Here is a 12,439-nt window from a genome sequence, read left to right as displayed (position 1 = left end):
TATGCGGCCCATGGCTTCAAAACAAAAATCGAAAAAAGCGGCGGCGAGGAGACCTGGCGCGTTCGAGCCGATATCGCCAGCCAGATCCGCCCTCATGTCCAGGATTGGACCAAAGAACTCTCGTCCGGAGATGGTGGTGCGGCGGATCGCCCATCGGCTAGGCTACCGATTTCGATTGCATCGACGCGACTTGCCAGGAACGCCCGATGTCGTTTTCCCAGCCCTGAAGCGAGTGATTTTCGTGCACGGATGCTTTTGGCATCGTCATCGGAATTGCTCGCGAACGACCAGCCCCAAGACGCGCGCCCGTTTCTGGGCTGAAAAATTTGCAACGAACATCGCCCGAGACAAGAGAAATGTCAGGCTGCTTCGGCAAAGCGGGTGGCAAATCCTTGTCATTTGGGAATGCGAAACCCTCGACCCCGATCGAGTAACCAAGCTTTTGGTGGCGTTCTTGCGGCCGGATGGCCGCAAGGGCCGACCATGGGACAAGCGAACCGAGCCGACGCAATGAGGATTCCGGCGTCTCGGTCCTTCAAATTCTCGAGCAACAGACGGTCGATCTGCCGCGGACAGCCATTTCGTGTACTGCATCTGAGCCTTGCGGCGCGGTGATCGCCTCAATGAAGCAACTGCAGATTAGCTAACGTATCCCAAATGAACACGCCTGCCTGACAGCTCGCGGCAGCGCATGCCCATCCGGCAGCCCGAGCGTTCAGTCTGCCTTGTTCCTTCAGCGCCTCGGGATACGGGCCGCTACCGTCCCAGTTCGTGCCTGCAGTCAGATTTGGGATCTTGACGATTGCCGATTTGGCCCAATTGACGGACGCCAAGCATGTGCAAGCCACCGTGCCCACAGACAGCAGAAATTTCAGAAAGCTAACCCAGTCCATCGCTTTTCAGCACCATCGACGACGATGCGAATGGCTGATAGCCGATCACAGCGTTTTTGCAAGATGGGAAGGTGCTGATGTCGGCCGAAATTGTTCTCGACTGAATGCGCGACGCGCTCGCGCAATGTCGACATGGTTGGGGCCTGCTGCTGTAAACACGAATGGCTTGCAGCACGCCGAAAACTATATACTGCTGCTCGGGTGCCATACAGCACTGGAACGGGCAGTTGACCGCCACTGACGTGATTCGCCGCCAATGTCCGTCCCGACGCGACACCGCCGATCACCTTGGCTTAACGATCGAACCGTCTCGCGTGCGGTGTCCCGGCTGCACCATGACGGCATTCTCGGCTTCATCGGCAATACGCCACGCGAGATTATGATTTTCGACCGGGAGCGGCTCGCGAGCTTTGACCTGCAAAGCTGAAGGCGGACTGAGTTCAAACACTTGGCCGTGTAGACGATCCTGGGATTGCCCGAATAGCTGCTTCCCTGTAAACGATCCCCGCACGCCGTCTGCCGCATTTGGCGGTCTTGCGCGGCGGGCCTGTAGCTCAATGGTTAGAGCCGGCCGCTCATAACGGTCTGGTTGCAAGTTCGAGTCTTGCCGGGCCCACCATTATTGTTGTTGTTATGCGGGCACTTTGAAAACGACTCGATTTCCGCTTTAAGAACGACTCGATTTCATTTTGAAAACGACTCGATCTCACATCCCCCTGACGCGGCTAACGAATTTCTCCTCGCTTTTTTCGCCGATTTTTGACTGCCAAGAAATCGAGGGGGGTCTGTTTGGTGGCCGAGGCGGCTTTCAGTATCTCCGTTTGACGGCTTGGGTGGCAGATGGAGGGCGACGGTGGCAGTCGGACATGTTGTCAGTAGCGACGTCGCCCCGACCGGAGGCGAGCACCCGGCGCATTTCTCCGCATCAGGCTGCTTTCAAGCATCGGCCTCTACCCGCAGGGAACCATCAAAAGCGGCAAAGGCATCTGTCACCTGGATGAGCAACTGGCCTTCGTCGCGGTTCAGACCAACGAACAACGAAACCACGCCTACTGGTCAGAACTGACGTTCTTCGCTTTTGAAGAAATACGATTCCTCTCCGCGCTCCTTCTGTCGATGAGACCGGATTTCGGCATTCTGCGCCTCTACCCTGGCGGCGCCCACGTCACCGAAGTGGTTTCTGATGAACTGGACCTGCACCAGCTCGCCAAAGATCTCGCGAGAAGCGCCGGCTCGACTGTCGCAGTTCCTCTCATTGGAGGCAGGCCTTATTCAGTGTCTGACCAGAAGATTGACCATACGCTTTATAGAAAGCTCTTCGGGAACGGCCATGGGCATCTGGATCGGTTCGAGCGCCTCGAAGTGTAGCGGCCCGTTCAAGGACTGTCCCTGCAAGAGCAGGTCACTTTGCTGTTGTCCCGCACCGGTCAGCAGATAGCGCCACATCAAGAACTGACCCCGCACTGCGCCGTTCTTCTCCATCTTTTTTTTGCCGGCTAGGAGGTTGCTTGAGAAGTTGTGCGGCCGGTATCCGTCGCGGGTGAACACGAACGTGGGTGTCACTGTAAGAAACCAGTCGTCGCCGATCCGGTGGAACCGAGGAACGAAGGCGTGGTGTCTAACGCTTCCAACCATGCCATCCTTCTTCCGAACCCAAGGGGCCACGACCAAGGCGGACGTCTCGTTGATCAATGATCGATAGCAATACTTGAACCCCTTGTTCATCGCCTTGGCTCGGAAGTAGAGGGCTTTGCTGTCCCGGTCGAAGGAAAGCTTGTCCTCGAATTGGACGCGCACCGTCCGCCCCAAAAGCTCGATGAAGGCGTTCTCGTCACAGATATCGTCGGAAGCCGAGATGGCCGTGGTCTCTACGGCCTCGACGGTCCCCTCGTCGAGCACCTCCATCAGCGGAGTGCTTTCGGGATCCCGGAAGGATATAAACCGCCGATCGCGGATGACCCAATCGAAGGGCGCGTCCGCATCCACTTCGGCCAAGGCATCCCGGCCGGAGGCAAACAGCGATGTCGCGACGAAAATCTTCTCCGGCAACACGACGTTGATCATGTTGATGTGCACGCCCTCCCCGGACAACATTGGCGGGACATAGGTACCGAGCTTGTCGCGTTCGATGCAGAGCGAGGCGATCCGGTCCGCCGCCGACTTGTCGAAGCGGTCGGCCTTCTTGTCGAAACATAACCGCCGCGGCTCAGACGCGGGCCCGGCATCGACCTGCTTCCAGTACATCTCATTGCTACTCAGACGCACCAGGACGATGATCACCGGGAGGTTCGATCCGCGCCAGTAGTTCAGGTCCGCCGGCTCGAGCAGATACTCAAACTTGTTATCGTCCTCGCGGGTGTAGCGACCGTTCTCAGTGGTCTTGACCTGCGCCCCGATCCATTTGGCCAACGTGCGCCCGGTGCGCGGATCCCGAAGCTCCAGCATGCCGTCCACGCCGGTCTCAAGACGTCCTTTCTGGTCGAACGCAAAGCCTATCGACATGGCGCGCTCCCCAGCCAGGAGTTCACCTCGCTCGCCGATTAGTTGATTTTGGGAAAGTTTCTTCATCCCCGGATTGTAGGGAACAGACCGTGACTCGCCATCCCGGATTCTACGGTCTCCCCGTGTTTCTGACGGCTAACCCGCCTCAGACGTCACCGTTGAGCAGGAGAACGCTTGTACCCCCTCTTTTTGCCGACGACGCGGGTCTTTGACCGGCCCAGCCTTACTCGCCAGGCTCCCGCTGCGCCGGCTCGAGGTGAGCAATCAATTCGCTGGGCTGGCCGTTACGTCGGCCGCGAGGTTCGACGTGAAGGTCGTGAACAGCACCCGGCCGTTCTGGTCATTGCGTTTAGAAATGAGATCGGACAGCCAGCGCGCACGGTGCATAGCGACGACGGTCTTACCGGTACCAGCGCCTCCGCGGACGAGAACGGCACCATTCCAAGTCCGCTGGACCAACTTCCGTTGAGAGGGATGCAGGAAGATGCGCCAAAAATCCAGCGGTTCGTCGAGCATCCGGCGGAGTTCGTCGTCTTCGACCAGCCAGAAAGTCCGGCGACTCTCCGCCGTCGAGCCGCCACTCATTGACCAAACAGGAGATAGCTCTGGTCGATGCCACGGCGATCCCGGGTCTCCTCGGTCCAACCGACAGCTCGGCGATAGCTTCCCATCGCCGCCGATCGCTTGAGCACCGTGAGGTCCACGAGCTGATTCTCATCGGCGAAGGGGGAGACCCAGAGCGCATCTTCGGGACAATAAAGCTCGCATAGGAAGCAGGTCTGGCAGTCGTCCTGACGGGCAATGACCGGAATCCCATCCGTCTTGTCGAAGACATTGGTTGGGCAGACGTTGATACAAATATCGCACGATGTGCAGCGTTCCGCATCGATGACCTCGATCATTCCGCGGCCTCCGCATAGGCGGTCTCGGGGTGGGGCCGAACCGAGGTCCAGACATCGTCGAGACCGCCTGTCGTTACATAATGACGCTGCTGCGCATCCTGGTCAGGGAAATCGTCGCGGCGGTGCATACCGCGAGTTTCCTGACGCGCCAGCGCGCTGCGGTACATCCACCTGGCCGTCGCCAGCATGGCCGCGCTTTCGCGGGCCCGCAACACATCGGCTCCGGTCGCCGCATCCGCGTCCGAGACGCCGAGCCACGCCGCGTCGAGACGCGCCAGTGCTCCATCGAGGCGTGCCCCATCGCGAAAGTAGTTCAGTTCATATGGAAAGACCTCGTCCTGAACCGCTCTTGCGAGCGCCGCGGGTTCGAACGGGCGCAGCGACCGGTTACGAAGGGCGACCGTGCCCGCAGATGACAGTTTTCGCCTGGCGGTCTTACCAAGCTGCTTGGCGTAGTCGGCGGCGCCCTGCCCCGCCCAGCTTCCCGATGACATAGCCCAAGCCGCATTGTGGCTGCCGCCGCCGGTGAAACCGCCGCAGATCAACTCGCGCGTCGCGGCATCGCCGGCCGCATAGAGGCCCGGGACACTGGTCGCACAACTGTCGTCAACGATCCGGAGCCCGCCGGTGCCGCGTACCGTGCCCTCGAGCCTAAGCGTGACCGGAAAGCGATCGTTAAACGGGTCGATGCCGGTGCGATCGAATGGCAGGAAGAAGTTCGGCTGCGAGGCACGCATCTGGTGCTGCACGTCATCCGCAGCCTTGTCGAGCCGCGCATAGACCGCGCCCTCGAGCAACGCTCTGGCAATAGCCGAGCGCCCAGCCTTCGAGGCCGCGCCGGGGACAACGCTGCCATCTTCATAGGTAAAGGTTGCCCAACCGTAGAAGAGGGTCTTGGTTACCGAACCGAAGGCCGGGGAAATTGCATATGGATTCGAGAACTCCATGCTGCTGAATTCAGCGCCAGCCTCCGCCGCCATAAGGTAGCCATCACCGGTCAGGACATTCGATCCCAGGGTCTTGCTCAGGAACGCGCAGCCGCCTGTCGCAATCACGACCGCCTTGGCCCGCACCGTCCAGCGATCATGCTTCTGCCGGCGCAGGCCGCTGGCACCAGCAACGGCGCCATTGTCGTCCACGAGCAGTTCGAGCGCAGGACTATGATCTAGAATGGTGACGCCAGCCTGCTTGGTCCTCTTGCGCATCAGGCGCATGTATTCTGGGCCCTGCAGCGAGGTGCGCTGCGACTTGCTCTCGTCATTGGTGGGATAAGGATAGCCCCAATCGGCGAGCCGGCTGCTCTGCTGGTAGGTCTGCTCGAGGACGCGCGCCATCCAACGGCGGTCTTGGAGCTGTCCGCCCAGCTTCTCGCGCTTGGCCATCGCCGCCTCGCGCAACGCAGGATCCGGGCCGACGTACCACACGCCTGTGCCGGCAGCAGCTGTAGCCCCGGACGTGCCACAAAAACCCTTGTCTGCCAGCACAACGCGCGCCCCGCGTTCCGCCGCACTCACCGCAGCCCAAGTGCCCGCAGGTCCGCCGCCGAGGACCAGCACGTCGGCGTCGAACTCAACCGATCCCGGCGGGGCGGACACGCGCTCGGCGCGATGGGGTTGGCTTGTCATCGTACACTCCTCTAAGCGGAACAATCTCAATTGCGCGCTGCGTCGGCTAAATCATCACATGTGGAGCTGACGGATTACGCCGTCACTGACGCCTTCCAGCGCATGAAGCGCCGCTCCAGCGCTTCGAGAACTGCATTGGACGCCAGCCCGATGACGGTGATCCCGAGGATGCCGAAATACATCTGCGGGATCAGGAAGCTGTATTGGCTGTTGATGATGAGATAGCCGAGGCCGGCCTTCGCGCCGACCATTTCGGACGCCACCAGCACCAGCATGGCCGACGCGCTGGCGAGGCGTATCCCGACAAAGATGGTGGGAAGCGCTGCCGGCAGGATCACCTTGCGGAACAGCTGCTGCGGGGTCGCCCCCATGGTCCGTGCCGACTTGATCAGCAACGGATCGACCTGCTTCACCGCGGCAACGGTATTGAGCAGCAGCGGCCACGCGCAGCTATAGACCACCATCGTGATCTTCGACGTTTCGCCGATGCCGAGCAGCAGGATGAAGACCGGCAGCAGCGCGAGCGGCGCGGTATTCCGGCAGATCTCGATGAACTGATTGACGAGATCACCGAGCCGGGCATACCAACCGACGGCCACGCCGAGCGGGACGATCAACGCGACCGAAATCAGAAATCCGCTCAGGGCGCGCAACAGGCTGGCGGAGACGTCATCGTAGAGCTCGCCGGTTTGCGCAAGCTGCCAGCCCGCAGCGATCACCTCCGAGAAGGGGGGCAGGAACACGGCATCGATCAGCCCGATTCTCGGAGCTGCCTCCCAGACCGCCAGCAGGGCAATCAACAGCAACGAGCGGTGCCCGAAGGCAGCCAGCCCGCGGGCCGCGGCGCGGATCCGGTCCGCCACGGGCGATGCCGGTCTTTCCATGCTGGTGAGCGGCTCTCGGCGCCCATGGGCAACCTCCAGCAATGTCAACATTTCGAGACTAGACATGGGCAACCTCTTTCACTTTGCGGGCGGCGGCACGCTGCGTGTCAATGGCGCTGGCCAATTGTCCCTGCTGTGCTTTCAACACTTCCTCGCGCAAAAGACTCCAGACGTCGTGACGCACGCGGCCGAACTCGGATAGCGAGCGTACGTCGCCATCTTCACTGCGCAGCACATCTGGAATGTCGAATACCTGCTTGATCCGGCCCGGGCGCGACGTCATCATGGCCACCCGCTGGCCGAGCACGATCGCCTCGTCGATGCCATGGGTGATGAAGACGATGGTTTTTCCGGTGGCACGCCAGATCCGGAGCAATTCTCCTTGCAGCGTCTCGCGGGTCTGAGCATCGAGTGCGGCGAACGGCTCGTCCATCAGCAGCACCTCCGGATCGTAGGCGAGACTCCGCGCGATCGCGACGCGCTGCTTCATGCCACCGGAGAGCTCGTGCGGGTAGCGGTCGGCAAAGCCGGACAGGCCGACCAGGTCAAGGAAATGCCGGGCGATGTCGCGGCGCTGCTTGGGCTTGAGCCCTGCGATATCGAGCCCGAACTCGACATTCTCAATGGCGGAACGCCAAGGAAACAGCGCATACTGCTGGAACACGATTCCGCGGTCGCGACCTGGTCCGGCAATCGGCCGCCCATCGAGCAGAATCCGGCCGCTACTGGGCAGCGTGAGACCGCCCAGCAGATCGAGCAAGGTGGACTTTCCGCAGCCGCTGGGGCCGACAAGAGCCAGGAACTCGCCGGAGCGAACATCGAGCGTGATGTCCTCAAGCGCGGCAAAGTGCTTTCTTTGCTCGCCCCCTTCGCCACGCAGGAAAAACTCCTTACGGACTTGCTCGATACGGATTTTGACCGAGGTCATCGGGCCTCCGCCGTCTTACCGGGACGAAAGTAGTTGAACTGGTTAGTGTAAGTGTCGGAGGCCTTGACCTGCCCCGGTTTGAACAGGCCGTCCTTCTCCAGCCAGTCGATCCAGACCTGGATTTCGGCATCCGAGATCACGCCGCCCTTGGAGGCGACGCCCGTACTCTTCCAGTACTTGATCGAGGAGGCATCCTCATTGCGCTTGCGCTCCGCGATGATCTTGTCGAACCGGGCCCTCACCTCTTCCGGAGCTGTGGTCTGGGCCCATTCGATCGCCTGCGAAATCCCTTCCACCAGCTTGCGCGAGGCATTGGGATTGTCCTTGATGAATTTGTCTCGCAGCACGTAGGCACCACCGGTGAACTGACCGAACAGATCGGTGTCATTGAAAAGCGAGCGGATGCCCCCACGATCGAGGGCCTTGTCGCGCAAGACCCCGCTGAGCGCGCTCACCTCGACCTGACCCTGGCGCAACGCTTGCTCGCCGCTCACCGGTGGGATCGCCACCAGCGTGACCTGCTTGGCCTCGCTCGGGCTGAGGCCGGACCTAGCCAGGTACTCGCGCAATACGAACTCCAGATGTGCGCCCAGCGTGTTGACCGCCACCTTCTTGCCGATCAGGTCACGCGCGCTCTTAATCGGACTGTCGTCCTTCACGAAGTAGCCATAATAGGTATTGGCATCGGAGCCGTAATAGCCGACGACCGCCTTGATCGGGGCTTTCGCCGCGATCAGCTTGAGGATCGCACCATAGAACGCGCCGCCGATGTCGATGTCACCGGTGACCACGGTCTGAATATCCTGCGGTCCGCTGATCGTATTGCCGACCCATTTCAGTTTCAGCGGCGCGAGATAGCCGAGGTCCTCGGCCAGCTCGGTAAAGGTCACCTGTCCCGCCCAACCCTGGTAACGGATCTCGGTCTTCTCGAGCGGCGGCTCGGCGAACGCCGGGGCCGTAAGGCCGAGCGCCACGGCCCCGGCCAAAAGAACTCGCGCGGCCGAGCGCACGGTGTGCCGCGGCGCGTGGAGCATTCGACTTATCGCGTTCATTTCATGGTTTTCCTGGAGTGGGCTTGAATCAAGCGGCTTTTGCGGCCTGAGGTTTGGATGCCTTGACGCGGGTCACGCTGGACCGGCCGTCCACGCTCAGCGGCACCTCGCCATCGATCGTGGCGCGCCGGACGATGCGGTGCTGATCGCCGTAGTCGTTGACCGCGTAATGCTGTGTGGCGCGATTGTCCCAGATCGCCACGTCGCCGGTCTTCCAGCTCCAACGCAGGGTGTTTTCCGGCGCCGTAATGTGCGATTGGAACAGCTCGAACAGCTTCTGGCCGTCATACTTCGGCAGCCCAACGAAACGCTGGACGAAATTGCCGAGCACGAGGGTCCGTTCGCCGGTCTCGGGATGGACACGCACCACCGGATGCTCGGTTTCGTAGATCGTTCCGGTGAACACCTCGTCGAAGTGTTTCCTATCCGCTTCAGTTGCTTGCGTCTTCACGGCGTAGTCGTAGGCATTGCTGTGAACCGCCCACAGCTCGTCGGCGAGCTTGCGCAGCGGTGCCGGCAGCTCGAGATAGGCTGCCGCCGTGTTCGACCACACCGTGTCGCCGCCATAGGGCGGGATCACCACCCCGCGCAGCACCGAGATCTTCGGATAGGCATCGACGAATGTGACATCGGTATGCCATTGGTCCGCGCGGCCACCGCCTCGACCGGAATCCAGCTCCAGGATCGACGACGTCCCCTTGATCGCCCCGACCGTCGGATGGGGAACCAGCTTGCCAAGCCGGATGGCAAAGCGCTCCTGCTCGGCATCGTCGAGATGTTCCTGGTTACGAAAGAAGATGACCTTATGCTCGAGCAGCACCTGGTTGATGGCACGGACGGTCTCGTCGCCGAGATCGCCCGATAGCTTGATGTTGCTGATCTCGGCGCCGAGCCGCGCCGCACGCTTGACGATGTCCGCGCGCGGAATGACATTGTCGATGCTTGTCGTGTTGCTCATGATCGTTTCTCGCCATGCGATCCCAAGGCAAAGCTCCGCCGAACGCCGGTCGCAAGAGCGACGGCGGAGATAAATCAGGTCATTTCAGGCTGCGGGCCCTATTCGGCCGCAACATGCTCCCGCACACGGCCGGAGCCGCAACATCGATCGCCGGGATCAAATTGGAGCATGACGGACCCTCGTGTTGAGGTTCTGAATGGTACGGGTGATCGGCCGCCAGTCAATGAAACGAAATCAGCTTTGTTTTTGGCGATAGGCAACGAACGCTTTGCCATCGATGCTCACGCCGAAAGATTTGCAATGATGACGCCTCGTCGGATCGAAAGAGGGATGCAATCTTCACCGAGGCAACGCACCATTGCTCGGTATGAGTGATGAAGTCGCTGCAGCTAGCACCCTTTCTGGTGCTGGCGCTTGCCCTGATCTTCGCTTAGCGCTCCGCTCGCAAGATTCATGCTTGCATCCGACTCAACAATGCAAATTCATTTCATCGACATCAAACCGGGTGCAGACGTAGAGTTTCGCTTCCTACAGCTCCCAATGGATGCGGATCTCAGACATGAGCGGACGACGGCAACTTTCTCTCAACTTCTTCATATATCCTGACGGCCATCACGAGGCCGCTTGGCGTCACAGAGATTCAGCATCCGACCGTATTCTCGACGTCACCTACTATCAGGAGCTGGCGCGGCGCGCCGAGGCGCACAAGTTCGACGCGGTCTTCTTTGCCGATGGCCCGGCGCTGGCGGACAATGTCCGTTATGCCCAGCGGTTTCGGCTCGAGCCGATCACCCTGCTCACGGCGATCGCATCGGCTACCAGTCGGATCGGCTTGATCGCGACGGCGTCGACGACCTACACCGAGCCGTACAACCTGGCGCGACTGTTCGCCTCCCTGGATCATATCAGTGGTGGTCGCGCGGGTTGGAACATCGTGACCACGAGTTCGCCGCAGGCCGCGCAGAACTTTGGTCTACCCGAGCATCCTCCGCATCACGAACGCTACGAGCGGGCGCGGGAGTATCTCGACGTGATCACACGGCTTTGGGACAGCTGGGAGGACGACGCGCTTGTCAACGATCCCATCTCGGGTATTTTCGCCGACACCGGCAAGATCCACGCGATCAATCACGTCGGAAAGCATTTTCGTGTACGTGGGCCGCTGAACATCTCAAGGACGCCTCAGGGACGGCCGGTCTATGTCCAAGCAGGGTCGTCCGACGATGGACGGGCCTTTGCAGCACGTTTCGCCGAGGCGATCTTCACCGCGCATCAGACACTGGCGAGTGCCCAGGAATTCTACGCCGACATCAAGCGCCAGGCTCGCGCCTTCGATCGCAGCCCGGATCAGATCAAGATCCTGCCCGGCATCAGCCCTTTCATCGGCAGCACGCAGCTCGAGGCCGACCGGCTGCAGGAAGAATTCAATGACCTGATCCAGCCAGAGTATTCGCTGACCCAGCTGCGTCAGATGCTCGGGCTCGACCTTTCAGGCTTTAACCTCGACGATCCCTTTCCCCGTCATTTGATCGATACTGGCAGCGCGCACGGCGTGGCCAGCCGCTTCAAGCTGGTGGTCGATATCGTGGATCGCGAGAAACCGACCCTTCGTCGACTCGTGCAACGACTAGCGGGGGCGCGCGGCCATTGGGTGATCGCTGGTCCGCCGGAAAAGATCGCCGACAACATCCAGACATGGTTCGAGAACGGCGCGGCCGATGGTTTCAACGTCATGCCGCCTTGGCTACCCGGCGGATTCGACATCTTCGCCGAGCAGGTCGTGCCGATCCTGCGCAGGCGCGGTCTGTTCCGGCACGACTACGCGGGCAAAACGCTGCGCGATCACTACGGCTTGGATCGGCCAGCAAGCGTTTTCTCGAATTCCATTCAGGCGATCGCGTAGCTTGCCGGACCTTTTCTCATGTCCTTCAGCGCCGGCTTTCTCGAACTCTCAGGTCGATTGTAGCGGATCGACCTGACGCCTTCGCGGGATTTAAGCTCGCAGCGACCTTTCGAAACCGCAGCCTCATAAATCGGTTTCTGACGCCACAACGGAGTCGATCTTCATTCTTCGAGACGCGAATTTGCGAACACCTTCCAACGCGCATTTCCAGCCGAAGCAGGTTCTCCTGATTGCGGCCACCCTTGCGGCCCTTGTCAAGCTTGTTCTTGTCGATCGCCTGCGGGATCCGAACCGCGGTGTAGTACGCCAATTCACCACCCTTTCGCGTCCGCCGCGATAGTGAGAATGATGGCATTCGGGAAAAGAACGTCGCTCTCGACCCAGCGACAGCCTTTAAGTGGGCCCTGATCTCCGGTTCCAGTGATCCTTCGATGTGGCAGCCGGCCGAATGCTTCATGCGGGCAATATTCCACCGAGAAGGGATGATGATGGCGGCCAGCAATTAGCCTGCAAAACTTGCAGGCCGATTAACACTCTCCGGACCTGTCGCAGCCCATGAGCACGTGAAAGCATGTCCTCCCAAGTCATGAAAACACGCGATCGGCAGCGCGAACCCGCCGCGGGCGCCCGCCTACCGAATGCGACGGAACGGGCCACCGAGGGTCGTTGGGGTAAACCGCTGATCGTTCGCGATGGCGCGACACGACGGAAAGATATCTCGATGGGGCGACCGGCTTCTCCGAACTTACTTGTTCGAGGCCGCCACTGTCCTTCTTTATCGAACCAAAAAGT

10 protein-coding genes and 1 tRNA gene are annotated in these 12,439 nt (G+C 60.6%); 3 read left to right on the top strand and 8 right to left on the bottom strand.

Annotation, left to right across the window (positions count from 1 at the left end; all coding sequences use genetic code 11):
* The first annotated feature begins 1 nt into the window (after position 1).
* A complete protein-coding gene (locus AC0L3B_RS31465; RefSeq protein ID WP_311979633.1) occupies positions 2-514 on the top strand; it encodes a very short patch repair endonuclease in 513 nt (170 codons plus the stop codon).
* 922 nt (positions 515-1,436) lie between these two features.
* Positions 1,437-1,512: transfer RNA gene (locus tag AC0L3B_RS31460), tRNA-Ile, on the top strand.
* Positions 1,513-2,165: 653 nt separating this feature from the next.
* Here the strand turns inward: AC0L3B_RS31460 and AC0L3B_RS31455 are convergent.
* The 8 genes from AC0L3B_RS31455 to AC0L3B_RS31420 form a co-directional block, all read right to left on the bottom strand.
* Entirely contained in the window at positions 2,166-3,461 is a 1,296-nt protein-coding gene (locus AC0L3B_RS31455; protein ID WP_231189421.1) for a DUF4365 domain-containing protein, read from the bottom strand.
* A 198-nt stretch (positions 3,462-3,659) separates the two neighbouring features.
* On the bottom strand, positions 3,660-3,980 hold the full coding sequence (locus AC0L3B_RS31450; RefSeq protein WP_204513387.1) for a UvrD-helicase domain-containing protein: 321 nt from the start codon (positions 3,978-3,980) through the stop codon (positions 3,660-3,662).
* Complete coding sequence (locus AC0L3B_RS31445; protein ID WP_204513386.1) at positions 3,977-4,297, bottom strand: 4Fe-4S dicluster domain-containing protein; 321 nt, start codon at positions 4,295-4,297, stop codon at positions 3,977-3,979. Before AC0L3B_RS31445 ends, AC0L3B_RS31450 begins: the two co-directional genes overlap by 4 nt.
* The gene (locus tag AC0L3B_RS31440) at positions 4,294-5,922 is read right to left on the bottom strand and encodes an FAD-dependent oxidoreductase (protein ID WP_231190976.1); all 1,629 of its coding nucleotides are present in this window, start codon (positions 5,920-5,922) and stop codon (positions 4,294-4,296) included. The genes AC0L3B_RS31445 and AC0L3B_RS31440 overlap by 4 nt, the downstream gene beginning before the upstream one ends.
* Positions 5,923-5,996: 74 nt before the next feature.
* The gene (locus AC0L3B_RS31435; RefSeq protein ID WP_204513385.1) at positions 5,997-6,872 is read right to left on the bottom strand and encodes an ABC transporter permease; all 876 of its coding nucleotides are present in this window, start codon (positions 6,870-6,872) and stop codon (positions 5,997-5,999) included.
* On the bottom strand, positions 6,865-7,734 hold the full coding sequence (locus tag AC0L3B_RS31430) for an ABC transporter ATP-binding protein (protein WP_204513384.1): 870 nt from the start codon (positions 7,732-7,734) through the stop codon (positions 6,865-6,867). The genes AC0L3B_RS31435 and AC0L3B_RS31430 overlap by 8 nt, the downstream gene beginning before the upstream one ends.
* Positions 7,731-8,768, bottom strand: a complete 1,038-nt coding sequence (locus AC0L3B_RS31425) for an ABC transporter substrate-binding protein (RefSeq protein WP_231189423.1) — start codon at positions 8,766-8,768, stop codon at positions 7,731-7,733. Before AC0L3B_RS31425 ends, AC0L3B_RS31430 begins: the two co-directional genes overlap by 4 nt.
* Before the next feature lie 46 nt (positions 8,769-8,814).
* A complete protein-coding gene (locus AC0L3B_RS31420; protein ID WP_204513378.1) occupies positions 8,815-9,744 on the bottom strand; it encodes a TauD/TfdA dioxygenase family protein in 930 nt (309 codons plus the stop codon).
* Positions 9,745-10,303: 559 nt separating this feature from the next.
* On the opposite strand from AC0L3B_RS31420, the gene AC0L3B_RS31415 reads away from it, so the two are divergent.
* Positions 10,304-11,647 carry an LLM class flavin-dependent oxidoreductase gene (locus AC0L3B_RS31415; protein ID WP_085383571.1) on the top strand — a complete coding sequence of 448 codons (1,344 nt, stop codon included), beginning with the start codon at positions 10,304-10,306 and terminating at the stop codon, positions 11,645-11,647.
* Positions 11,648-12,439 lie beyond the last annotated feature (792 nt).

The organism is Bradyrhizobium sp. Kon56, assembly GCF_055807635.1.
Note: the sequence above shows the minus strand (reverse complement) of the source record. Positions and strands in the feature narration are given on the sequence as shown.